The following is a 23,035-nucleotide window of genomic DNA, read 5'->3' as shown; positions in this document are numbered from 1 at the left end:
CGAATGTTGCCTCAGCACCCCGCCCCGCGCTTCCCCCGTCGAGCGCCTCGGCCCGGGTGCCCGGATGAGCGAGAAAGTAGGGCCCCATGTTGAAGTACGTGCTGGACATCGTCGATCTGCTGGACGATCCCCAGGTCAATGGCAAGACGGTCGCCGAGTACCTCGACTCCGTCAGCGGGGCCGAGGGATCGTCGGCGCAGGTCACCACGGTCGCCGGCGAGCGGGGCTCGACGGACTTCGTGATGGTCCGCATCCCGGGCGCACAAGGGCGTACGTCCGGAGGCAGCGCCCGCACGCTGGGCGTGGTCGGCCGGCTCGGCGGCATCGGCGCCCGGCCCGAGGTGACCGGCATGGTCTCCGACGCCGACGGTGCGGTCTCCGCGATCGCCACCGCCGCCAAGCTGCTCGACATGCGCCGCCGCGGCGATGTGCTGCCCGGCGATGTGATCGTCGCCACCCACATCTGCCCGGACGCGCCGACGGAACCGCACGACCCGGTGCCGTTCATGGGCTCGCCCGTGGACATCGCCACCATGAACCGCCACGAGGTGACCGGCGAGATGGAGGCCGTGCTCTCCATCGACACCACCAAGGGCAACCGGATCATCAACCACAAGGGCCTCGCCCTGTCGCCCACCGTCAAGGAGGGCTGGGTGCTCCGGGTCAGCGAGCAACTCGGCGAGCTGCTGGCCGTGGTGACCGGTGAGCCGTTGGTCACGTACCCGGTGACCACGCAGGACATCACCCCGTACGGTAATGGTGCACACCACATCAATTCGATCCTGCAGCCCTCCACCGCGACGGCCGCCCCGGTCGTCGGCCTGGCCATCACCTCGGCCGCCGCGGTACCGGGCTGCGGTACGGGCGCGAGCCACGAGAGCGACATCGCGTCCGCCGCCCGCTACGCCGTGGAGGTCGCCAAGGCCTACGGCAGTGGCCACCTGGACTTCCACGACGCGGTGGAGTTCGACAACCTCGTCAACCGCTACGGGTCGCTGGCTCACCTGCAGACCTTCGGCCGTACACCCCAGGAGTCCTGATGGCAGCCGCCCCGCAGGCCGAGGCCGTGGCCCCCGAGGCCAAGAGCATCGGCAGCGACGACTACGCGCTCTCCCGTGTCCCGCGTGACAAGCGGTTCGGTTTCTGGTCCATGCTGCTGCAGTGGCTGGCCCAGTCCGGCTCGATCTCGCAGTTCACCCTCGGCGCCACCATCGGTGTCGGCATGACCTTCGGGGACGCCTTCCTCGCCTTCACGCTCGGCGCGGTGATCCTGGAGATCGTGATCTTCGCGATCGGTCTGGCCGGCATGCGCGAGGGTCTGGCGACCCCGATGCTGACCCGCTGGGTCGGCTTCGGCCGCAACGGCTCGGCGCTGGTCAGCTTTGTCATCGCGGTCAGCCTGGTCGGCTGGTTCGGCGTCCAGAACACGATCTTCGGCAACAGCGTCTCGGCTCTGGTCGGCGGCCCGTCCTGGATGTGGTGCGTACTGGCGGGCATCGCCATCACCGCACTGGTGATCTTCGGCTTCAAGTACATGGCCGTCTTCGCCAAGATCGTGACGCCGCTCTTCTTCGCGATGGTCGCCTGGTCGATCATCTCGACGCTGAAGGACCATTCCATCAGCGAGCTGATCCACTCGCCGGCCCCCGGCCAGACGATCCCGCTCGCCGTCGCCGCGACCGCCATCGCGGGCGGCTTCATGACCGGTGCGATCGTGGCCCCCGAGATGACCCGCTACAACAGGAAGGGCTCGCACGTCTTTCTGCAGAGCGCCTCGTCGATGATCCTCTCCGAGTACATCGTCGGCATGACCGGTGTGCTGCTCGGCCATCTGGTGAAGAGCAACGAGGTGTCGCACATCGTGCTCTCCACCTCCGGCGCCTTCGGCGTCATCGTGGTCCTGATGTCCACCGCCAAGATCAACGACTGGAACCTGTACGGCTCCTCGCTCGGCGTCGTCAACTTCTTCCAGGTCGTCTTCGGCAAGCGGATCCACCGCGGCGCGGTCACGATCGTCCTCGGCGTCGCCGGCACGGTCCTGTCCGCGGTCGGGATCATGACCCACTTCACCGAGTTCCTCTCCATCCTCGGCGTCGCGATCCCGCCGATCGGCGGCATCATCGTCGCCGAGTACTGGGTCGTGAAGCGGATGCGGGCACCGCTGGACGCCACCCGAGAGGCGGAGACGCTGCCGAAGTCCTCGCCGACCTGGGTGCCGATGTCCCTGGTCATCTGGATCGCGGCGTTCTGCGTCGGCAAGTTCTACGACGGCGGCATACCGGCCCTGAACTCGCTGGCCACCGCCTTCATCCTGTACAGCGTCCTCGGCCTGCTGGGCTGGGTGAAGCCGTACGGCACCTCCGCCCTGGACGACGAGGACGCCGCCGCCCCCGCCGCCCGCGCTACAACCTCTGTGGGAGCAGCATGACCACCCCCGACCCCACCACCCCCGGCGCCGCCACCTCCTTCGTCCCGGCCTCCGACGAGGCCCAGGACGAGGTCATCGATCTCTGCGCCGAACTGATCAGGTTCGACACCTCCAACCCCACCAGCAACGAGCGCGCGAGCGCCGACTGGGTGGTGGGCCGCCTCGCCGAGGTGGGCATCGACTCCGAACTGGTCGAGTCCGCCCCGGGCCGCGCCAATGTCATCGCCCGTATCGCGGGCGGCGACCCCACGCGCGGCGCCCTCCTGGTCCACGGCCATCTGGACGTCGTACCCGCCGACGCCTCCGAGTGGCAGGTCCCGCCGTTCTCCGGCGAGATCCGCGACGGCTACCTCTGGGGGCGCGGCGCGATCGACATGAAGGACACGGTGGCTGTCATGCTGGCCACCGCCCGCCACTTCGCCCGTACCGGCACCAAGCCGTCGCGCGACCTGGTCCTCGCCTTCCTCGCCGACGAGGAGGCGGGCGGGAAGTTCGGCGCCCACTGGCTGGTCGAGCACCGGCCGGAGCTCTTCGCCGGGGTCACCGAGGCGATCGGCGAGGGCGGCGGCTTCTCCTTCGCCATCGACGACACGCGTCGCCTCTACCCGATCGAGAACGCCCAGCGCGGCATGGCCTGGATGGAGCTCACCGCCACCGGCCGGGCCGGCCACGGCTCGTCCCCCAACGACGAGAACGCCGTCACCGACCTCGCCGAGACACTGACCCGCATCGGCCGCGAGACCTTCCCGATCCGCCTGATCGAACCGGTCCGCGCCCTGCTCGAAGAGGCCGCCCGCCTCTACGGTGTCGAGTTCGACGAGAGCGACATCGAGGGCAGCCTCGCCAGGCTGGGCCCGGTCTCCGACTTCATGCAGGTGGTGCTCCGCAACTCCGCGAACCCCACCATGTTCAGCGCGGGCTACCAGACCAACGTCATCCCGGGAAAGGCGACCGCCCGGGTGGACGGCCGCTTCCTCCCCGGCCACGAGCAGGAGCTGATCGACACCATCGACAGGCTCCTCCTCCCCTCGGTCACCCGCGAGTGGGTCAACCACGACATCGCGCTGGAGACGACGTTCGACGGCCCGCTGGTCGACGCCATGTGCGAAGCCGTACGCGCCGAGGACCCGGACGGCCACCCTGTCCCGTACTGCAACCCCGGCGGCACCGACGCCAAGGCCTTCACGCACCTCGGCATCCGCTGCTTCGGCTTCAAGGGCCTCAAGCTCCCGCACGACCTGGACTACGGCCGTCTCTTCCACGGCGTGGACGAACGCGTCCCGCTGGAGGGCCTGCGCTTCGGCGTCCGCGTCATGACCCGGCTCTGGCAGAGCTGCTGACCTCCATATCGCAGCCCTGCCGGGGGCGCCCCGACCCGGGCTCACCCCTCGTACGCCCCCGCCGATGCCTTCGGCGGGGGCGTACGGCATTTTGATCACAACTCTGTGCACCGCCGCTGAAACGGCTGCCAAGGACTACGCAGAGCGTGCACGCGGCGGCGGGGTGCCCGCGGACCGCGATCTTCGGCCAAGGCCCCTCCCCTAACAACGCAGCGGTCGGCGAATTGCATGCCTGCGGGAACACTGTGCAGCAGAGCGAGGGCCGTCGAGCGGTGGGCTACGTCCAAGTCGGCCGGCCCCCAGGAGGTCTCCACCCAATCGACGACAGCGCTGACCTCCGGGCCATCGCCGGTGCCTGTGAAGAGGTCGTTGTCAGGATGGAAGTCCCGTGCAGGAAGCAGCTCTGGTAGTCCGGGGACTCACGGCGGACAACTGACGCCACACCGGGCCCGCGCTCCGCATCAGGAACCGCCGATCAGTTTCTCCACCTCGGGCGGAAGTTCTGAGCCGGAGTAAGCGGCGAAGACCGTGGTTTCCTCGGGTGTCGCCCCGATGGCGATGGCCACCTCGGGAGAGATGCCGTCCACCTCGTATGCGGTCTCCGTCGTGACCGGCTCCTCGTTCTTGTCCTGGCCTCCGGTGTCGTCACAGGGTGGTTTGGTGGCAATACCGAGCTTCTTCCCGACCGTGAAGTCCACGTTCGCCACGTCCCGATACGATCGGTCCTGGTAGGTGAACCGGTTGACGCAGGAAGCCGATTCCTCCCCACCGCTACTGCTGTCGGCCCTGCACGCGGCTGCTGACATCACCATGGCCGCCGCCAATAGCGCGCCCGCGGCTCGTCCGGTCGAACTCATCCGTTCACCCCTCGGTAGATGCGGCGAAGAGCGAGGTCTCCCTTGCCGGGAGTCCTTGCCTTCGTTGTGCGTGAACACGAGATTCGTGCACATGGTGAGGCCCTCGTATCCCGAACCGACATGCCCCGGCCCCGTTGATGTGTCAGGCCTCGTGCGTGCTCGTGGTCGGCCGGGGCAGCCCTGGTGAGCGCCGCATCCGGCCCGAGGAGCGAGCACCTGCCCAGGCAGGTCGACGACCTTCGCGCCAAGTGGACGTCAGCAACCCGGATCAGGTTCCCTTGTCGCGCCACCGCCCCGTTTCGGACCACGGCGTGAACATGTCGTCGACCGCCGCGAGAGCGGCCAAAGCCTCGGCCGGTTCCGCCTGCGGTATCCGGGACGCCCCACCGATGCCGTCGGCAGGGGCGTACGGCACGATGGGGCGCCGTCGAAACGCACGCCCCGTAGACCGTCCCCACCAGGAGGAACCCGTGCCCGCCGAGTCCGTCGCCGAGCCCGAGCCCGAGATTCTCGCCGCTTTCCAAGCCGCCAAGGGCTTCATGCCGGTGGTCGAAGGACTCGCGCTGTACGGGGCCGCCGTCGAGGCCGCCGCGCTGGGGCTGCCGATCCTTGAGGTCGGGACCTACTGCGGGCGCTCCACCATCCTGCTCGCCGATGTCGCCCGGGCGGCCGGCGTGACCGCTCTCACCGTCGACCACCATCGCGGCAGCGAGGAACAGCAGCCCGGCTGGGAGTACCACGACCCGACCGTGGTGGACCCGGAGGTCGGCCGGATGGACACGCTGCCGACGTTCCGCCGGACCCTGCACGCGGCAGGTCTCGAAGACCATGTCGTGGCACTGGTCGGACGGTCTCCGCAGGTCGCGGCCGTCTGGGGCGGGAAGCTCGGCTTCGTCTTCATCGACGGCGGTCACACCGACGAGCATGCCAACGGTGACTACGAGGGCTGGGCGCCGCATGTCGCCGATGGCGGGCTGCTCGTGATCCACGATGTGTTCCCGGACCCCGCGCACGGCGGCCAGGCTCCGTACCGCGTCTATCTGCGGGCTCTGGCCTCCGGTGCGTTCACCGAGGTCTCGGTGACGGATTCGCTGCGGGTGCTGCGGCGCACGGGACCGGGGATCTGAGGGCAGCCGGATACGGCCCCGGTCGGGTGCGGGTCTCCGGGTCCCGGTCGGGTACCGGTCTTCGGGCCGGTCGGTCCGAGGCGCCCCGATAGCATCGCGGGGTGCCGTACGACGAGAGCGTTCCCCCCACCCCACGCCGCCGGCCCCTGCTCGCCGCCGCCATGCTCGCAGCCGTGTGCCTGAGTGCCGCGGGCTGCGGCGCAGACGGTGCCGGCGGCGGGGCACAGTCCCTGCCGGGCAGCAGCGGTAGCACCGCCGCGTCGCCGCCGCCCCCGCCGTCGACGAGCGCTCCGGTGCCGGAGAAGACGTCCGCCTCCCCCACCGCGTCCGCGAAACCGTCGAAGTCCACGTCCGGCCGGGCGTCCGGGCCGCTGTCCGGCAAGACCGTCGTCATCGACCCCGGCCACAACCCGAACAACCATCTGCACACCCGTGAGATCAACCGCCAGGTGGACATCGGCACCACGTACAAGGAGTGCGACACCACCGGAACCTCGACCAACTCCGGCTACGCGGAAGCCCAGTTCACCCTTGACGTGTCGCACCGGCTGCGTACGCTCCTGCAGGCGCAGGGCGCAAAGGTCGTGCTGACGTACGACAACGACCGCCCGTACGGGCCCTGTGTCGACGAGCGGGCCCGGATCGGCAACAACGCCAAGGCCGATGCGGTGGTCTCGGTGCACGCGGACGGCTCCGCGGTCGGCAATCGCGGCTTCCATGTGATCCTTCCCGCGCTGGTACGGGGTGGAGCGGCGAACACCTCGGAGATCGTCGAGCCGTCGCGCGATCTCGGCACCCGGATCGCTGGTCTCTTCGTCCGCGATACCGGAAGTGCACCTTCCAATTACGTAGGCGGCAATACCGGGTTGGACATCCGCAAGGACCTGGGCGGACTGAATTTGTCGACCGTGCCCAAAGTGTTCATCGAATGCGGCAATATGCGTGATCCGAAGGACGCCGCCCTGCTCACCAGTGCGAGTTGGCGCCAGAAGGCGGCGCAGGGCATCGCCGATGGCATCAGCAGCTATCTGAACGGGTAGCAAGAGGTAGTTCTGAGGCGAAATTGGGGGGAAGTGCGTCCAAGGTCCGGGCAGGGACACAACCTGCCCGGGCAGACGATAGATTCATCCGTACGATGGGGAGCCGCCCCCGAGCTTCGCGCCGTGCCCGCCCTACCGGTGGCAGCGACGACCGCCCCGACGAGACGATCGACTAAGGACCTTCACGTGAATATCCGCTCCCTCACTCGAGGCGATGGCGTGGTGATCGGAGCAGCGGTCGTGCTGTTCATCGCCTCTTTCCTCGATTACTTCTCCTACGGCGACCTCAACGTAAGTGCGCCGAACGCCTGGGAGTCGTTGGGCAACGCGATCGGTGTCTACATGGTCGGGGTGGCCGGTGCGGCACTGATCATCCTGTCCCGCTCGCAGCCCCAGCCCCGCAAGGTCGCGGGTCTGGATCTCAGCCAGTTCGGTGTCGCGGCTACGGTCTTCACCGCCTGGAACCTCTTCTGGACGATCATCGACCTCGGCCAGGTCGACGCCGGTGCGGGTCTCATCCTCGGCCTGATCGCCGCCCTGGCGCTGGCCGCGGGCGCGATCGCCACTCCGCTGGTCCCCGCGCTCAAGGCCCCGCTGGCAAGTGCCCCGCGTCCGCAGGCCGTGCAGTCGCCGTACGGCGGCCAGCCGCAGCCCGGCCAGGGATACGGCTACCCCGGCGCACAGCAGCAGCCGTACGGCGCACAGCCGGGGCAGCCGCAGCCGTACGGTGCGCAGCCGCAGGCCGGTCAGCCGCAGCCCGGTCAGCCGGAGCCGCAGCAGGCCCAGCCGGCTCCGGCGGCCGGTACCCCGACCGGTGACTTCACGCCGTTCTGGTTCGCGGTGCCGGTGGCCCGCCCGCTGTACGGGGAGGACGGTTCGCCGTCGCCGATCGCCGAGTTGGCGCCGGGCACCTGGTACCTCGCGGTGGAGCAGCGCGGTCCGGGCCTCATCGCCCAGACCCAGGACGGCCGTCGTGGTGTGCTCCAGGACACCACGGGCATCCAGCGCGGCTGAGTCACGCTTCCGTAGTACGACAGCGGCCTCCCGCCCCTTCCGGGCGAGGGGCCGCTGTCGTACTCTCCGTCCGTGCGTCAATGATCTGACGTTGCATCAGAGATGGTGGGAGGCAGCGGAATGCGGCTCGGACTCGCGCTCGGTTACTGGGGCCGCGGCCCGAACCCCGCCCATCTGGAGCTCGCCCGGGAGGCGGAGGAGCTGGGGTACGGATCGGTGTGGACGGCAGAGGCCTGGGGCTCCGACGCGTTCACCCCGCTGACCTGGATCGCCGCGCACACTTCCCGCATCCGGCTGGGCACCGGTATCGCGCAGATGGCGGCGCGCACCCCGACGGCGACCGCCATGCACGCCCTGACCCTCGACCATCTCTCCGGCGGCCGGATGATGCTCGGCCTGGGGCTGTCCGGGCCGCAGGTGGTGGAGGGCTGGTACGGGCGGCCGTTCCCGAAGAGCCCGCTGACCGCGACCCGCGAGTACGTCGACGTCATCCGCCAAGTGCTCAGCCGTGAGGCCCCCGTTGAGCTGGACGGACGCTTCCACTCCCACCCGTACAACGGTCCGGACGCCACCGGTCTGGGCAAGCCGCTGAAGCCGATCACCCATCCTCTGCGGTCCCGGCTGCCCGTGCTGCTCGGGGCGGAGGGGCCGAAGAACATCGCGCAGACGACGAGGATCGCCGACGGCTGGCTGCCGCTGTACTGGTCACCGCTGCGCACCGATGTGTACGAGGCGTCGCTGGCCGATCTCCCCGACGGCTTCATGGTCGCGCCGATGGCCCGCGCGCACGTCTGTGACGATGTCGCGGAGGGGCTGCTGCCGGTGAAGGCGATGCTCGGCTTCTACATCGGGGGGATGGGGCACGCGGCCCGTAACTTCCATGCCGATCTGATGGCACGGATGGGATTCGAGGAGGAGGCGCGGCGGATCCAGCAGCTGTTCCTCGAAGGGCGCAAGGAGGAGGCGGTGCTGGCCGTGCCGGACGCGTTCGCCGATGAGATCTCGCTCGTCGGACCCCGTCAACGGATCGCGGAGCGGCTGGAGTTGTGGCGCAAGGGGCCGGTGACCGATCTGCTGGTGACGGCACCGGACCCGCGGACGTTGCGGGTGCTCGCGGAGCTCAACTAGGCCGAGCCGGGTCCGTCGGCCAGGCACTGGTGCCGACCGGCGCGGGCCGCACCCGCCGTCGTGGCGCGGTGCGCTCCCAGGGCTGGGGGTCGGGGTACGTCAGGAGTACCAGCGTGCTGCCCCATGGGGTGCGCAGATATGCGAACCGGTTGCGTTCCCCCGCTTCGGGGCCCGGCAGCGGCTGCGCCTCCGCGAGCAGCGAGGCTCCCGCGGCCACACAGTCCCGCACGGCCGCGTCCAGATCGTCGACGTAGAGCGCCACATGCTGCCAGCCGAAGTCGCAGGGCAGCACCGGTGGTTCCCGGCGGGGGCCCTGGAACTCGAACAGCTCGATGCCCGGGCCGTCGCCGGGAAGGGCCAGCATCCGGATCGCCAACTGCTGTGTGCCCGCGGGGACTCCGAGCCGCCGCTCGACGTCCGGCCCGCCCTGCGGACGGTCCTGGCGGCGCAGGGTGTCGTACAGCACCTCGGCGCCGAACGCCCTGACGAGAAAGAGGGTGGCAGTCTCCAGGTCGGGGACCGTGACCCCGATGTGGTCGATGCCTCGCACGCTTGTGGCCGTCATGGGTTCACCGCTCCTGTCCCGGGGCTGCGCAGACCGCCCCGTCCGCCCCGGAGCGGGCCCGCTCCGGGGTCGTGCCCCCGCGCGACCAGGCCAGCAGTTCGTCGGCCGACCACGTGGTGATGACGCGTTCCGCCGGGACGCGGCACTCCTCGGCGCGGGCGCAGCCGTGGATCTGCCAGTCCAGCTGTCCGGGCGCGTGTGCGTCGGTGTCGACGGAGAACAGGGTGCCCGCGGCAACGGCGCGGCGCAGCAGCCGGCGGGGCGGGTCGAGCCGTTCGGGCCGGCTGTTGATCTCCACCGCCGTGCCCTCCTCCGCGCACGCGGCGAAGACCTCGTCCGCGTCGAAGCGGGACTCCGGGCGGCCCCGGCCGGTGATCAGCCGCCCGGTGCAGTGCCCGAGGACGTTCGCCCGCGGATGGCGGACGGCCGCGAGCAGGCGTCTGGTCATCGGGGCAGCGTCCATCCGTAGTTCGGAGTGTACGGAGACCACCACGACGTCCAGCTGCTCCAGCAGCTCCTCCTCCTGGTCGAGGGCGCCGTCGGGGAGGATGTCGCACTCGATGCCGGTGAGCAGCCGGAACGGCGCCCAGCCCGCGTTGAGCTCGGCGATCACATCCAGCTGCCGGCGCAGCCGCTCCGGGGAGAGCCCGTTCGCCACGGTCAGCCGGGGCGAGTGGTCGGTGAGGACCGCCCACTCACGGCCCAGCTCCGCCGCCGTGCGGCCCATCTCCTCGATCGGGCTGCCGCCGTCCGACCAGTCGGAGTGCAGATGGCAGTCGCCGCGCAGCCGGGCAAGGAGACTCCGGCCACCCTCGGGGGGCGGGGCGGCGGCCTCTTCCTCCAGCCGCTCCAGGTAGCCGGGCACTTCCCCGGCCACCGCCTCGCGGATCACCTGCGCGGTCTTCGGCCCGATGCCCCTGACCGACTCCAGCGAGCCGTCCGCCACCCGCTGCGCGGCCTCGCCGTCCGTCATCGCCGCCACCACGTCGGCGGCCGTACGGAATGCCTGCACGCGGTAGGTGTCGGCCCTGCCGCGTTCCAGCAGGAAGGCGATCCGTTTCAGGGCGCGGACGGGCTCCATCGGCACCTCCACAGGGGCCGCCGGACACTACGGGCTGTCCTCTCCAGCTTGGCTCAGCACCGCCGCGCCCGCACAGCGGACGGGGACCGCACAGCGGGCAGCGGCCGGTGGGGGCTCAGCCGAACGCCGCACGCTCCAGCCAGAAGTCCAGCAGTTCCGCGTCCCCCAGCACCTCGACCCGGTCACTGTCCGGAGCGAGGCGCCGGTTGAAGACCAGCATGACGTCGGTGAGCGGACCCCGCAGCGCCACGGTCGCCTTCTCGTGGGCGCGCCGCCAGGTGAAGCCGTCCTCACCGAACTCGATCAGCCACTCGGCACCCGGCGCGTCCGTGGCGTGCAGATGGATCGAGCGCCCGGTTCCGGTCAGTCCGGCGGCCTCCTTGTTGCCCGCTGCCTGCATGAAGGCGACGATCTCCAGCCACTCCTCGATCGTGTCGGCGGCCAGCTCGGGGGCCACCTCGTAACCGGTCTTCGCGGTGAGTGCCGCGTCGGCCTGGTGGACGATCGTCTCGTGCGCCATGCGCCGGGCCCAGAAGCCGGTGCTCCGCTCCCAGCCCCAGGACCACACCTTCTGGTCGGGGCCGGCCGCGCGCAGCGACTCGACGGTCTTCGCCGCGCCCTCCGCCAGCCAGGCGTCGAGCACGGCGGGGTCGTCGCCCTCGGGTGTGGAATCCGGTACTCGTTCGTGCGGGACCGCTTCGGTGGCCCGGGTGCGTACGATCTCGCCCGCCCAACGGTGCGCTCGGCCGACGTGGACGGCGAGATCGCGCAGGGTCCAGTCGGGGCAGGTCGGGACGGTCGCGTTGAGGTCGGCGTCCTTGATCGCCGCCCTCAACGCGTCGGTGCGGCCGATGATTTCGTCACAGTAGAGGTCATGTGGGAGTGCGCTCATGAGACGCACCCTAGTCAGGTCAAGGGCCGGGATCCCATCGGTTATCCGCCGAGTTGCGAGCTGGTGGGCACCTTGTCCTTGACCTCGGCGCCCGCGCTCTTGCCCGCGTCCTTGATGCCGCCGATCACGCTCTCGAAGGCGCCGATGTCGCCCGCGCCCGCCTCACCCTTGCGGAGCTTGCTGCCGAGGCCCTTGAGCGATTCGATGCCCGCCGTCAGCGGCGCGACCGCCTTCGACAGCAGCGGGTCGCCCTTGGCGTTGTCCACTGCGGCCTTCAGCCGGTTGTAGGCGAAGCCGCCCGCGAGCCCGGCCTTGACCAGAGCGAACGTCCGTCCGTCCGCGCCCTTCTTGAACTTGCCCGCACGGTAGGGCTTCACGATCCACTGATACGTCGCACCGGCCGCGAGCCCCGCGTTGGCGACGAACCGCGTCTTGGCGAACTTCTGCGCCTCGGCCGAGGACGTGCCGCTCGGGGACGCCGAGCTGCTCGCGGTCTTGCTCTCGTTGCCGCCGCCGCACGCGGTGGCGCCCACCAGCACGGCGCAGGACAGCAGCAGCGAGACGAGCAGACGGCGGAGCGGTACGGGACGGTTCACGGCGGAACTGGTCACAGCGGGCCTCCCTGGCCGGGCGCATCACGGCGATCTTTACGGTGAGTGACGCCTCTCGGCACTCTCCGCAAGGCTCGCCCGGCCCCGGGCGTCGTGCCACTCGGAGCCGCCGTCCGGGTTTCTCCCGCCGGAAAACGGCAACCCGGACCCCATGTCTCCTCGAACAGGAACGAGAAGCACCACCGCAGCACGTGTCATAGCCGTCGTGGCCGACATCATGGCCTTAGTCATCGGCTTGTGGATCCTGATGTACCTGCTGGAGGCCAACCGGGGCAACGACCTGGTGAATGTCGTCCAGCACACCGCACGCTGGCTGGCCGGCTGGTCGTACGACCTGTTCACCTTCGACGAGGCGTGGGCGCGGGTGGTCTCCGGATACGGGCTGGCCGCCGTCGTCTACCTCTTCGTGGGTCACGCGGTGGCCGCCCGCATCCGGCACTAGCCGCAGCAGTCCGGTTCCAGCCCGCGCGGCAGGTGCTCGCCGCTGAAGACCTCGGTGGTCGCCTCGTCGCCGCCGAGTGCGGCCACCGCGAGCAGCAGCGAACCGGCGGTCCAGGTGGTGAGTTCCTCCGGCCAGAACGCCCGGTTGCCCTCGAAGACGTACCCAGTCCAGTACATGCCGCCGTCGGCGCGCAGATGCCGGATGGACTGGAGGATCTCCAGCGCCCGGTCGGATTCGCCCATCACCCAGAGCGCCAGGGCGAGTTCACAGCTCTCGCCGCCGGTCACCCACGGATTGGGCAGCACACAGCGCACCCCGAGGCCGGGGACCACGAAGCGGTCCCAGCCCTCCTCCATCCGCTCCTTGGCGGCCGCTCCGGTGACCGCGCCGCCGAGGACCGGGTAGTACCAGTCCATCGAGTAGCGGCTCTTGTCCAGGAAGCGTTCCGGGTGGTTGCGGATCGCGTGGGCCAGCGCACCGGTCGCCAGCTCCCAGTCGGGCTGCGGCTCTTCGCGCCGTTCGGCGATGGCGAGTGCGCAGCGCAGCGCCTGGTGGATGGAGGAGCAGCCGGTCAGCAGCGCGTCCTCGACGGGCGTTCCGTCGGCTTCGCGCTTCCAGCCGATCTGGCCGCCGGGCTGCTGGAGCCGGAGCACGAATTCCACGGCGGCGTAGACCGTCGGCCACATCCGGTCGACGAACGTGTCGTCGCCGGTGGCGAGGTAGTGATGCCAGACACCGACGGCCACGTACGCGCAGAAGTTGGTCTCCAGACCGCGGTCGGTCGGCTGCTCCGGGTCTCCGTCGTGGTACGCGGCGTACCAGGAGCCGTCCTCGTTCTGATGCCGGGCCAGCCAGTCGTACGCACGTTCCGCGGCGGCGTGCTCGCCGGCCGCGTCGAGGGCCATGGCGGCCTCGGTGTGGTCCCACGGGTCGAGGTGGTGGCCGCGGAACCAGGGCAGCGCACCGTCCTCGCACTGCGCGGCGAGGAGGGCTGCGACGGTCTCGACGGCCTGCTCGGCGGTGAGGACTCCGGGCAGGACGAGGTGTTCGGTCTGCTCGGGAGTGGTCACGCCTCGGCCTTGGAGAGGTCCTCGGCAGCGGCGGCCACGGGCAGGTGCGGCTTGGTCGCGTACGCCACGAAGCTCTTGCCGACGACCGGGTTGAGCAGCTGCTCGGCGACCCGGGTGACGGCCGGCTTCTTCATGATGTCCCAGACCAGCAGCTTGTGGTACGCGCGGACCGGCAGCGCTGCGTCCTTGCCGTCGCGGCCCACCCCGAATGCGCACTTCAGCCACCAGTACGGCGAGTGCAGGGCGTGGGCGTGGTGGGTGCCGTACGGCTTGAGACCGGCGCCGCGGATCTTGCCGAGGAGTTCGTCCGCCCTGTAGATGCGGATGTGGCCGCCCTCGACCTCGTGGTACGCGTCGGAGAGCGTCCAGCAGACCTTCTCGGGGCCGTAGCGCGGCACGGTGATCGCGATCCGGCCGCCGGGCCTGAGGACCCGGACCATCTCGGCGAGCACACCCTTGTCGTCGGGGATGTGCTCCATCACCTCGGAGATGATCACGACGTCGAAGGACTCGTCGGGGAACGGCAGATTGAGCGCGTCACCCTCCATCGCGGTGGCGGTGGCGCCCTCGGGGGCCTCCCCGGCCTCCTTCATCGCGGCGAACCACTTCGCGACCTCGCGGATCTCCTCGCCGTTCCGGTCGAGTGCCACGACCTGGGCGCCGCGCCGGTAGCACTCGAAGGCGTGGCGTCCGGCGCCGCAGCCCAGGTCGAGCACTCGGTCACCTGCGGCGAGCGGGAAGCGGGTGAAGTCCACGGTCAGCACGAATGCCTGCTTTCGCGGTCGAGGGGGATCAGTGGGCGGGGACGACGAGGTCGGGCGGCGGTGTCAACGACGGTCGCCGGGGCGCGCGATACCGGCGCGGGCGGCGATCGCCTCGCGGTAGAGGGCGGCGGTGCCGATGGCGGCCTGCTTCCAGGTGAACCGGGAGAGCACCCGGGCGCGGCCCGCGGCGCCGAGCCGGGACCGCAGTTCCGGGTCGCCGAGCAGCCGGGCGAGCGCCTCGGCCAGCGCACCGGCGTCGGCGGGTGGGACGGCCAGGCAGGTCTCGCCGTCCGCGCCCGCGACCTCGGGAATCGCACCGCCGGTGGTGGCGACGAGGGGCGTGCCGGTGGCCATGGCCTCGGCGGCGGGCAGCGAGAAGCCTTCGTACAGGGAGGGGACGCAGGCTATCTGGGCGCTGCGCACCAGGTCGACGAGTTCGGCGTCGCTGATGCCCTTGACGAACTCGACGGCGTCCCGGAGTCCGTGCCGCTCGATGGCCTGCGCGACCGGCCCGTCCTCGGCCCGCTTGCCGACGACCACGAGGTGCGCCTGCGGGTTCTCGGTACGGAGCTTGGCGAGCGCCTCGACGAGGTGGACGAGGCCCTTCAGCGGGACGTCGGCGCTGGAGGTGGTGACGATCCGGCCGGGAACCTCGGCGACCGACGGGTCGGGTGACCACAGGTCGGTGTCCGCGCCGATGTGCACGACGTGGATACGGTCCCCTCGCACCCCGAGATGGTCGACGATCTCCTGCTTGGAGGAGCCGGAGACGGTGAGCACCGAGGGCAGCCGGCGCGCTACCCGCTTCTGCATGCGGGTGAAGGCGTACCAGCGGCGGACAGATGCGCGCCGGCGACGGGTCTCGGCGGCGTCCAGGTCCAACTGCCGGTCGACCGTGATGGGGTGGTGGATCGTGGTGACGAGCGGGGCACCGAGGTCCGCCAACAGCCCGTATCCAAGGGTCTGGTTGTCGTGGATGACGTCGAACTCGCCGCGGCGGGCGGCGAGATGGCGTCGGGCGCGCAGGCTGAAGGTGAGGGGTTCCGGGAAGCCGCCGGTCCACATGGTGGCGACCTCGGCGGCGTCGATCCAGTCCCGGTACTCGCCACGCTTCGGGGTACGGAAGGGGTCGGGCTGGCGGTAGAGGTCCAGGCTCGGCAGCTCGGTGAGCGGGACGCCCTCGTCGAGCGCCGGATAGGGCTGGGCGCCGATCACTTCGACGCTGTGACCGAGGCGGGCGAGCTCGCGGCCGAGGTGGCGTACGTAGACGCCCTGGCCGCCGCAGAACGGGTTGCCCTTGTAGGTGAGGAGTGCGATGCGCAACGGACGGTCGCCGGCGGCGCCCGGCGTGTCGCTGCCCGTGCGGGGGCCCGTCTCTATGGCCTCAGCGGTCACACTCGGCCCCCTTCTCACTGCGTGTTCGCCGGAGCGTAACCGCTCACGCTAATCTAGAACAAGTTTCAGACTGGATCGTTCAATGAGCTACGAATCTACCGGCAGGTAGCGTCGGCGCAACGGCCGGATCAGGTGATTCGCGCCACGACCGGCCACCCTGGCATGCTGTGCGCCGCCGGGAGACCGAGCGCCTCCCTCCGGTTGGGGACAGAAGCCATGGATGGGGACACATGACAGCGGAAGCCAAGCCGGCATCGCCGCCCCTGACGGAGCGGCAGGAGGCCCGCCGCCGCCGCATCCTGCACGCCAGCGCCCAGCTCGCCAGCAGGGGCGGATTCGAGGCGGTGCAGATGCGTGAGGTCGCGGAGGCCGCCGAGGTCGCCCTGGGCACGCTGTACCGCTACTTCCCGTCCAAGATCCATCTGCTGGTCGCCACCATGCAGGACCAGCTCCAGCACATGCACACGACGCTGCACAAGCGCCCCCCGGCCGGGGACGACGCGGCCCAGCGGGTCGCCGACACCCTGATGCGGGCGTTCCGCGCACTGCAGCGCGAACCGCATCTGGCGGATGCGATGGTGCGGGCTCTGACCTTCGCGGACCGCAGTGTCAGCCCGGAGGTGGACACCGTCTCGCGGATCACGACGGCGATCATCCTTGACGCGATGGGCCTGGAGCACCCGACGCCGGAGCAGCTGTCCGCGGTCCGGGTCATCGAGCACACCTGGCACTCGGCGCTGATCACCTGGCTGTCGGGGCGGGCGTCGATCGCCCAGGTGAAGATAGACATCGAGACCGTGTGCCGGCTGATCGACGTGACGGCACCCCGGGACGCGTCCTGACGGGTCGCGTCCTGACGGGTCGCGTCCTGACGGGTCGCGTCCTGAACGATCTTTCGTCACACGTCCCTCACCGCTCTGCCCGGAAAGGCCACAGACCTCTCCTTAACATGGTCATGACCAGCACCGATGGAGAGGAAGACATGGCTGACCAGTCAGGCAGTGCAGGCGGCGCGGCGGGGACGCAGGCCCCGGGCGCATACCCGGGAGGCGTACCGGGCTACGGCGCCCAGCCGCCGGCCGGCTACGGATACCCCGGTGGTGCCGCGCTGCCCAGCGGCAAGGCGACCGCCTCGATGGTGCTCGGCATCCTCGGCCTGGTGCTCATCCCGATCATCCTGCCGATCATCGCGCTGTGCCTCGGCATCTCGGCCAGGCGCATGGCCGACCGGGGCGAGGGCGGCGGCCGCGGCCAGGCGGTCGCCGGCATCGTGATGGGTGGCGTCGGCATCGCGTTCGCCGTGCTCGGCATCATCGTGGCCACCGTCCAGGGCATCAGCGCGATGTGACGGGCCACCGCCCAGGACCCGCGCACCGCGTACCGGCCGCGCCGGGGAACCGTACGATCCGGTTCCCCGGCGCGGCTTCGGCTTTCCGGGCCCATGTGCGGCCCCCACATGTGCACCGCGTCAGGTGGGGCGCTCTGCACCATGTCGACGGCGGCACGGTGTTCATACGGTTCGGCGACATCACATGAATACGCCGAGGAGCCGGTCACCATGCGTCGCAGAGCCACAGGCACCGTCCGTCACCACAGATCTCTCTCCGCCGTCGTCACGCTGGCCTCGGCCGGCCTCCTGCTGGTCGGGTGCACCGCCGCCGGGAAGGCGGGCGAGGCCGATTCCGCGTCAGGAAAGGACGCGAAGGACCAGAGCGTGAAGGTGGGCCTGGTCTACTCCCGTACGGGGCTGCTGGCGGACTACGGGAAGCAGTACCGCGACGGGTTCATGGCGGGCCTGGACTATGCGACGAAGGGCACCGGCAAGGTCGCCGGGCACCGTATCGAGGTCACCGAGCAGGACGACGCGGGCGACCCGGGCAAAGCGGTCTCCGCGGCCAAGAACCTGATCGGCAAGGGCTACAAGGTACTGGCCGGCACCACCGATTCCGGGGTGGCCCTCCAGATGGCGCCGCTCGCCGCCCAGAACAAGGTGCTGTACATCAGCGGCCCCGCCGCCACCGACGCCGTGACCGGCATCAACGACTACACCTTCCGCTCGGGCCGACAGTCCTACCAGGACATTCTCACGGCCGGGACGATGCTCGGCGAGGCCAAGGGCAAGAAGGTCACGGTGCTGGCCCAGGACTCCACCTTCGGCCAGGCCAATGTCGCCGCCGTGAAGGCCGTCCTCGGCTCCAAGGGCGCGAAGGTGGGCTCCGTACTGGCTCCGCCCAGCGCCACCGACCTGACCCCGTTCGCCCGGCAGGTCAAGGCGGGCGGGCCCGATCTGGTCTTCGTCGCCTGGGCCGGCTCCACCGCACCGGCGCTGTGGACCGCGCTGGACCAGCAGGGCGTACTGGGGGCGGGCAAGGTCGTCACGGGTCTCGCCGGAACGGCCTCGTACCCGATCTTCGGGAACGCCGGTTCCAAGGTGTCGTTCCTGGCGCACTACTTCCCCGGCGCGGGCGGCGGCAACGCCGTGGAGAAGTCCATGCTCGACTCGGTCACCAAGGCCGGCGGCACCCCGGACCTGTTCACCCCTGACGGCTTCACCGCGGCGCAGATGGTCGTGCGCGCCGTCGAGGAGGGCGGCGCCACCGATTCCGCCGCCATGGTCAAGGCCCTCGAGGGCTGGAGCTTCGACGGGGTGAAGGGCAAGGAGCAGGTCCGTGCCGAGGACCACGCGCTGGTCCAGCCGATGTTCGTCGCGAAACTCAAGGGGACGGGCGCCGGTGCCCGGCCGGAGCTGGTGAGCACCGAGCCGATGGACAAGGTGGCACCGCCCGCCAAGCCCTCGGCGGGCTGACCGATGGCCGCACCGGACACCACCGCGGAGCGCCCGGGCGGGGCGCGGAACACCGCCCCGGTGCTTCAACTGGCCGGGCTCGGCTGGGGCGTCGGCGGAGCGACGATTGTCGAGGACGTCACGCTGAGCGTCCACGAGGGCGAGTTCCTCGCCTTCATCGGTCCCAACGGGGCCGGCAAGACCTCTCTGTTCAACCTGATCAGCGGGCTGACCATGGCCACGTCGGGCACAATCACGCTGGACGGTACGGACATGACGGACCGCCCCGCGCACGCACGGGCGAGGCGCGGCATCGGCCGCACATTCCAGACGTCCAGCCTCTGGCCCGGGATGAGTGTGGCCGACCACGTCCGGCTGGCCGCTCAGGCGGCCCGGGGCGGCTCGTACCGGCTGTGGCGGCGCGCCTCCCCGTACACCGCCGAGGTGAACGGCGTACTGGAGCGCACCGGCCTCGGCCACCGGGCACAGGCGATGGCGTCCGAGCTGTCGCACGGCGAGAAGCGGAAGCTGGAGCTGGCCGTGCTGCTGGTGGGCGAGCCGCGGCTGATGCTGCTCGACGAGCCGATGGCCGGGGTGAGCGCGGAGGAGGTCCCCGCGCTGACCGAACTGATCCGCACCCTGCACCGGGACGAGGGCCGCACCGTCCTGATGGTCGAACACCACATGGACGTCCTGCTGGGCCTGGCCGACCGGCTCGCCGTGATGCACCACGGAAGGCTGCTGGCACTGGACACCCCGGAGACGGTGACCGCCGACCCGACCGTTCAACAGGCCTATCTCGGGGAGGGGTTGTGACGACAGGGAAGCTGCTCGCCGTACGGGACCTGCGGGTCCTGATCGGCGGCCGGCACATCCTGCACGGCGTGGACCTGGACGTCGCCCGGCACGGGGTGACCGCGCTCCTCGGCCGCAACGGTGCCGGGAAGACCACAACCGTACGCGGCGTCCTCGGCCTCGTCCCGCGCACCGGCAGCGTGCGGCTGGACGGCGAGGAGACCGTGTCGATGCCCACCCACACCGTGGTGCGGCTGGGCATCGGTTACGCCCCCGAGGACCGGGGCATCTTCGCCGGGCTGACCGTCGCGGAGAATCTGCGCCTGGCGGAGCGGCGCGGCGCGGGCGAGCCCGCGTACCCGCTCGTCCATGAGCTCTTCCCCGAACTGAAGCGCCGGGAAAAGCAGTTGGCGGGCACATTGTCCGGCGGGCAGCAGCAGATGGTGGCCATCGGCCGCACGCTCCTGAACGGAAACCGGCTGATCATCGCCGATGAACCCACCAAGGGCCTGGCGCCGAAGGTGGTCACCGAGGTCGCCCAGGTGCTGGAACGGGCCGCCGAGGCGGTGCCGGTGCTGCTCGTGGAGCAGAACCTCGCCGTCGTGCGGCGCCTGGCCGAGCACTGTGCGGTGCTCGCCGACGGCCGGACCGCCCATCAGGGACCGGCCGCCGAGCTGCTGGGCGATGCGGAAGCGGCACGTCGCCTGCTGGGCGTGGGGCACGGCCCGGCCATCGAAGCACCTTCCGTGGAGGCGGATTCCTGATGTCCACCGTCGTTCTGCTCACCATGACCGGACTCGGTCTGGGGGCGCTCTACTTCCTGATCGCATCGGGACTCTCACTGATCTTCGGCCTGATGGACGTACTCAACTTCGCGCACGGGGCGCTGCTCTCCATCGGCGCGTACGGCACCTGGTGGGCGGCGTCCGGCAATCTGCCCGGCGCCGGCCCGGGCGGAGCGGGCTTCGTCCTCGCGGTCCTGTTCGGTACGGCGGTGGGCACCGCGGCCGCCGTGCTGCTGGAACTCGCCGTCGTCCGCCCGCTCTACACCCGGCCGCGCGAGCAGGTGCTCGCCACGGTCGGGGTGGGGCTCGCCGTCCCGGCGCTGCTGTCGGGCATCTGGGGCTCGGACGCCCGGACCTTCCCGGGGCCGAAGGCGCTGTCCGGCACCTTCGGGCTGCTCGGCGCCCAGGTCCCGGTCAACCGGCTGGTACTGGTCGCGGCGGCGGTCGTGGTCCTCGTCGCACTGCGGCTCTTCCTCGGCCGTACCCGGCACGGTCTGGTCGTACGGGCCGGCGTCGAGGACCGGGCGATGGTCACCGCCCTGGGTATCGATGTGCGGAAGGCGTTCACGCTCGTCTTCGCGATCGGCGGCTGCGCCGCCGCGCTCGGCGGGGCGCTCGGCGGCCTGTACTTCGGCTCGGTCGACCCGCGCCAGGGCACCTCGCTGCTGATCTTCGCGTTCGTCGTGGTGGTCACCGGGGGCATGGGCTCGGTGACCGGCGCCGCAGTGGCATCCGCCGTCATCGGCCTGGTCCAGCAGTTCGCCAACTACTACACCGCAGCGGGCCTCGGCGACCTGGCCGTCGTCGTCCTGCTCGCCGCGCTGCTGCTTCTGCGGCCGCGCGGACTGACCGGGAGGCTCGCGTGAGCACCGTCACCGAGACACACGACCGCACCGGCGAAAAACACACGGTCGCACCCGGCCCCGGGAACACCGCCCGGCTGCTGCGCCGCTGGTGGCCCGCCGCCGCACTGCTGATCCTCGCCATCGCGCCGTACAGCGCACTGCCGCTGCCCGGACTCCTGGACGGCCCGCTCGGCAGCCCCGGCAGCCTCCAACTGCTCGCCACCTGCCTGCTGTTCGGCGCGCTGGCAACCGGCTACGACCTGCTGCTCGGCCGCACCGGGCTGCTCTCCTTCGGGCATGCGCTCTACTTCGCCGCGGGCAGCTACGCCACCAACATGTTCCTGCTGGAGGCGGGCCTCCCGTTCGCCGTGTCCGCACTGCTCGGCCTCTGCTCCGGGATCGCGCTCGCGCTGGTCCTGGGGTCGGTGAGCCTACGGGTCACCGGCATCGGCTTCTCCATGGTGACGCTGGCCTTCGCCCAGGCGGGCTCGATCCTGGTCTCCCGCAACCCCGGTGGTCTCACCGGCGGCGAGGAGGGCCGGGCTGCCCCCGCGGATCTGCTGCCGTCCGGGCTCGTGGGCATCGAGCACACCGCGAACCTCTACTGGGTGGCGCTCGCCTACCTGGTCCTCACCCTCGCCGTCGTCCACTGGGCGGTCCGCTCCCCCACCGGACGGGTCTGGGAGGGCATCAAGGAGAACGAACGCCGGGTGGAGGTACTGGGGTTGAAGCCGTACGGCTTCAAGCTGACGGCCTTCGTCCTGGCGGGCGCGCTGGCCGCGCTGGGCGGTCTGGTGCACCTGCTGCTCACCGGCGGCTCGACGCCGCAGACAACCACCTCGGACTTCACCCTCTCCCTGTTGGTGATGGTGGTGCTGGGTGGATCGGGCACCCGCTGGGGTCCGATGGTCGGCGGCATCCTCTACACCTGGGCCGATCACCGGCTCGGCGATCTGGCCGGGTCGGGCGCGGTCGCCGATCTGCCCGCGGTGCTGCGGGTGCCGCTCTCCCAGCCGCTGTTCCTGCTGGGTGTGCTGTTCGTGGCCGTGGTACACCTGCTGCCGGGCGGCCTGGCCCGGCTGCCGTCCCGGCTGGCCGCGGTACGACGCGGTCCCGCCGCCCCCGAAACGCTCCCGGCCGAAAAGGCCCGGAAGGAGAACGGACGCCCGTGATTCCTTACGAAGAGGTACAGGTCCCCGTGGCCGGGGGCGAGTTGGCGGTACTGAGGTGGCCGGCCCGTGAGCCGGGCGCACCGGTCGTCGTCGCCCTGCACGGCATCACGGCCAACGCGCTGTCCTGGGGCCCGGTGGCAGGGCTGCTGGACGGCCGCATCACCCTGATCGCCCCGGATCTGCGTGGCAGGGCCGGGAGTTCGGCCCTGCCGGGGCCGTACGGGATCGCCACGCACGCCGATGACATCGCCGCCCTGACCGAGGCCCTGGGTCTGGACCGCGTGGTGCTGGCCGGTCATTCGATGGGCGCGTTCGTGACGGCGCTGGCCGCCGTACGACACCCGGAACGGTTCGGGCCGCTGCTGCTGGTCGACGGCGGCATCGGCTTCCCCGCCCCCACGCATCTCTCCCCGGACGAGCTGATGACCGCCGTGATCGGGCCGGCCATGGACCGGCTTTCGATGACCTTCCCCGACCGGACCGCATACCGCTCCTTCTGGCAGGCGCACCCGGCGTTCGCGGGTGCGTGGTCGGCCGAGGTGGATGCGTACATCCAGCGCGACCTGACCGGCGACGAACCCGCCATGCACTCCACCTGCCGGATCGAGGCGGTACGCACCGACGGCATCGGCCTCTTCGACGAGGAGGTGCTGACGGCGGTACGGAAGCTGCCGGCTCCGGCGACTCTGCTGTGGGCACAGCGTGGCCTGATGAACGAGGAGCAGGGCCTGTACGACGAGACGCGCCTGGCAGCGGCCGACCTCGGGGGCACGGAGGTGACACCGGTGCCGGTAAGGGACGTCAACCACTACACGCTGCTGACGGGAGAAGCGGGCGCCGGAGAGATCGCACACCACTTGCTGACCATGTCCGGCGCCCCCGGCCCGTCCGGCGCTTGA

Annotated in this window: 26 protein-coding genes; 16 read left to right on the top strand and 10 right to left on the bottom strand. The window is 70.7% G+C overall.

Features of this window, described 5'->3' with window-relative positions; translation table 11 throughout:
• Positions 1-86: 86 nt before the first annotated feature.
• The 3 genes from OG609_RS28960 to OG609_RS28950 are packed head-to-tail and all read left to right on the top strand — an operon-like array spanning position 87 to position 3,768.
• Positions 87-1,040 (top strand): DUF1177 domain-containing protein, encoded by a 954-nt coding sequence (locus OG609_RS28960; RefSeq protein WP_327275516.1) that lies wholly within the window; start codon positions 87-89, stop codon positions 1,038-1,040.
• Positions 1,040-2,428 carry a cytosine permease gene (locus OG609_RS28955; protein WP_327275515.1) on the top strand — a complete coding sequence of 463 codons (1,389 nt, stop codon included), beginning with the start codon at positions 1,040-1,042 and terminating at the stop codon, positions 2,426-2,428. Before OG609_RS28960 ends, OG609_RS28955 begins: the two co-directional genes overlap by 1 nt.
• On the top strand, positions 2,425-3,768 hold the full coding sequence (locus OG609_RS28950; protein WP_327275514.1) for a M20/M25/M40 family metallo-hydrolase: 1,344 nt from the start codon (positions 2,425-2,427) through the stop codon (positions 3,766-3,768). Before OG609_RS28955 ends, OG609_RS28950 begins: the two co-directional genes overlap by 4 nt.
• 95 nt (positions 3,769-3,863) lie before the next feature.
• Here OG609_RS28950 and OG609_RS28945 read toward each other — a convergent pair whose 3' ends face one another.
• The 3 genes from OG609_RS28945 to OG609_RS28935 all read right to left on the bottom strand — a co-directional run bounded on the left by OG609_RS28945 (position 3,864) and on the right by OG609_RS28935 (position 5,040).
• The gene (locus OG609_RS28945) at positions 3,864-4,169 is read right to left on the bottom strand and encodes a phosphotransferase (RefSeq protein WP_442818085.1); all 306 of its coding nucleotides are present in this window, start codon (positions 4,167-4,169) and stop codon (positions 3,864-3,866) included.
• Positions 4,170-4,229: 60 nt separating this feature from the next.
• Complete coding sequence (locus tag OG609_RS28940; RefSeq protein ID WP_327275513.1) at positions 4,230-4,475, bottom strand: DUF6281 family protein; 246 nt, start codon at positions 4,473-4,475, stop codon at positions 4,230-4,232.
• A gap of 418 nt (positions 4,476-4,893) precedes the next feature.
• A complete protein-coding gene (locus OG609_RS28935; RefSeq protein WP_327275512.1) occupies positions 4,894-5,040 on the bottom strand; it encodes a hypothetical protein in 147 nt (48 codons plus the stop codon).
• 55 nt (positions 5,041-5,095) lie between these two features.
• Here OG609_RS28935 and OG609_RS28930 point away from each other — a divergent pair, with 55 nt between their 5' ends.
• The 4 genes from OG609_RS28930 (at position 5,096) to OG609_RS28915 (ending at position 8,934) form a co-directional block, all read left to right on the top strand.
• On the top strand, positions 5,096-5,752 hold the full coding sequence (locus tag OG609_RS28930) for a class I SAM-dependent methyltransferase (protein WP_385651236.1): 657 nt from the start codon (positions 5,096-5,098) through the stop codon (positions 5,750-5,752).
• Positions 5,753-5,853: 101 nt separating this feature from the next.
• Positions 5,854-6,792, top strand: a complete 939-nt coding sequence (locus tag OG609_RS28925) for an N-acetylmuramoyl-L-alanine amidase (protein WP_327275511.1) — start codon at positions 5,854-5,856, stop codon at positions 6,790-6,792.
• 219 nt (positions 6,793-7,011) lie between these two features.
• Positions 7,012-7,806, top strand: a complete 795-nt coding sequence (locus tag OG609_RS28920; protein ID WP_327275510.1) for a hypothetical protein — start codon at positions 7,012-7,014, stop codon at positions 7,804-7,806.
• Between the two features lie 120 nt (positions 7,807-7,926).
• On the top strand, positions 7,927-8,934 hold the full coding sequence (locus tag OG609_RS28915) for an LLM class F420-dependent oxidoreductase (protein WP_327275509.1): 1,008 nt from the start codon (positions 7,927-7,929) through the stop codon (positions 8,932-8,934).
• Here the strand turns inward: OG609_RS28915 and OG609_RS28910 are convergent.
• The 4 genes from OG609_RS28910 to OG609_RS28895 all read right to left on the bottom strand — a co-directional run bounded on the left by OG609_RS28910 (position 8,927) and on the right by OG609_RS28895 (position 12,068).
• A complete protein-coding gene (locus tag OG609_RS28910) occupies positions 8,927-9,499 on the bottom strand; it encodes a VOC family protein (RefSeq protein ID WP_327275508.1) in 573 nt (190 codons plus the stop codon). The two genes, OG609_RS28915 and OG609_RS28910, sit on opposite strands and share 8 nt — an antisense overlap.
• Before the next feature lie 4 nt (positions 9,500-9,503).
• Entirely contained in the window at positions 9,504-10,580 is a 1,077-nt protein-coding gene (locus tag OG609_RS28905) for a PHP domain-containing protein (RefSeq protein WP_327275507.1), read from the bottom strand.
• Positions 10,581-10,695: 115 nt separating this feature from the next.
• The gene (locus tag OG609_RS28900; protein ID WP_327275506.1) at positions 10,696-11,472 is read right to left on the bottom strand and encodes a maleylpyruvate isomerase family mycothiol-dependent enzyme; all 777 of its coding nucleotides are present in this window, start codon (positions 11,470-11,472) and stop codon (positions 10,696-10,698) included.
• 41 nt (positions 11,473-11,513) lie between these two features.
• Positions 11,514-12,068, bottom strand: a complete 555-nt coding sequence (locus OG609_RS28895; protein WP_327278215.1) for a hypothetical protein — start codon at positions 12,066-12,068, stop codon at positions 11,514-11,516.
• A gap of 166 nt (positions 12,069-12,234) precedes the next feature.
• Between OG609_RS28895 and OG609_RS28890 the strand changes: the two genes are divergently transcribed.
• Positions 12,235-12,525, top strand: a complete 291-nt coding sequence (locus OG609_RS28890) for a hypothetical protein (protein WP_327275505.1) — start codon at positions 12,235-12,237, stop codon at positions 12,523-12,525.
• Here the strand turns inward: OG609_RS28890 and OG609_RS28885 are convergent.
• The 3 genes from OG609_RS28885 to OG609_RS28875 all read right to left on the bottom strand — a co-directional run bounded on the left by OG609_RS28885 (position 12,522) and on the right by OG609_RS28875 (position 15,754).
• Positions 12,522-13,595: a prenyltransferase gene (locus OG609_RS28885; RefSeq protein WP_327275504.1), complete on the bottom strand. Its 1,074-nt coding sequence runs from the start codon at positions 13,593-13,595 to the stop codon at positions 12,522-12,524. The genes OG609_RS28890 and OG609_RS28885 overlap by 4 nt on opposite strands.
• The gene (locus OG609_RS28880) at positions 13,592-14,359 is read right to left on the bottom strand and encodes a class I SAM-dependent methyltransferase (RefSeq protein ID WP_327275503.1); all 768 of its coding nucleotides are present in this window, start codon (positions 14,357-14,359) and stop codon (positions 13,592-13,594) included. The genes OG609_RS28885 and OG609_RS28880 overlap by 4 nt, the downstream gene beginning before the upstream one ends.
• Positions 14,360-14,422: 63 nt before the next feature.
• Positions 14,423-15,754, bottom strand: coding sequence for a glycosyltransferase family 4 protein (locus tag OG609_RS28875; protein ID WP_327275502.1), 1,332 nt, complete (start codon positions 15,752-15,754; stop codon positions 14,423-14,425).
• Between the two features lie 230 nt (positions 15,755-15,984).
• Between OG609_RS28875 and OG609_RS28870 the strand changes: the two genes are divergently transcribed.
• The 8 genes from OG609_RS28870 to OG609_RS28835 all read left to right on the top strand — a co-directional run bounded on the left by OG609_RS28870 (position 15,985) and on the right by OG609_RS28835 (position 23,035).
• Positions 15,985-16,596, top strand: a complete 612-nt coding sequence (locus OG609_RS28870) for a TetR family transcriptional regulator (RefSeq protein ID WP_327275501.1) — start codon at positions 15,985-15,987, stop codon at positions 16,594-16,596.
• Between the two features lie 140 nt (positions 16,597-16,736).
• Positions 16,737-17,102, top strand: a complete 366-nt coding sequence (locus OG609_RS28865; protein WP_327275500.1) for a DUF4190 domain-containing protein — start codon at positions 16,737-16,739, stop codon at positions 17,100-17,102.
• A gap of 210 nt (positions 17,103-17,312) precedes the next feature.
• On the top strand, positions 17,313-18,560 hold the full coding sequence (locus OG609_RS28860) for a substrate-binding domain-containing protein (protein WP_327275499.1): 1,248 nt from the start codon (positions 17,313-17,315) through the stop codon (positions 18,558-18,560).
• A gap of 3 nt (positions 18,561-18,563) precedes the next feature.
• A complete protein-coding gene (locus OG609_RS28855; protein ID WP_327275498.1) occupies positions 18,564-19,355 on the top strand; it encodes an ABC transporter ATP-binding protein in 792 nt (263 codons plus the stop codon).
• On the top strand, positions 19,352-20,098 hold the full coding sequence (locus OG609_RS28850; RefSeq protein WP_327275497.1) for an ABC transporter ATP-binding protein: 747 nt from the start codon (positions 19,352-19,354) through the stop codon (positions 20,096-20,098). The genes OG609_RS28855 and OG609_RS28850 overlap by 4 nt, the downstream gene beginning before the upstream one ends.
• Positions 20,098-20,985, top strand: a complete 888-nt coding sequence (locus OG609_RS28845; protein ID WP_327275496.1) for a branched-chain amino acid ABC transporter permease — start codon at positions 20,098-20,100, stop codon at positions 20,983-20,985. Before OG609_RS28850 ends, OG609_RS28845 begins: the two co-directional genes overlap by 1 nt.
• A complete protein-coding gene (locus OG609_RS28840; protein WP_327275495.1) occupies positions 20,982-22,136 on the top strand; it encodes a branched-chain amino acid ABC transporter permease in 1,155 nt (384 codons plus the stop codon). The genes OG609_RS28845 and OG609_RS28840 overlap by 4 nt, the downstream gene beginning before the upstream one ends.
• Complete coding sequence (locus OG609_RS28835) at positions 22,133-23,035, top strand: alpha/beta hydrolase (RefSeq protein ID WP_327275494.1); 903 nt, start codon at positions 22,133-22,135, stop codon at positions 23,033-23,035. The genes OG609_RS28840 and OG609_RS28835 overlap by 4 nt, the downstream gene beginning before the upstream one ends.

The sequence above is a fragment of the Streptomyces sp. NBC_01224 genome, from assembly GCF_036002945.1.
In the GTDB taxonomy this organism is placed as follows: Bacteria; Actinomycetota; Actinomycetes; order Streptomycetales; family Streptomycetaceae; genus Streptomyces.
The sequence above is the reverse complement of the archived record's forward strand: the minus strand, read 5'-3'. Positions and strand labels throughout refer to the sequence as shown.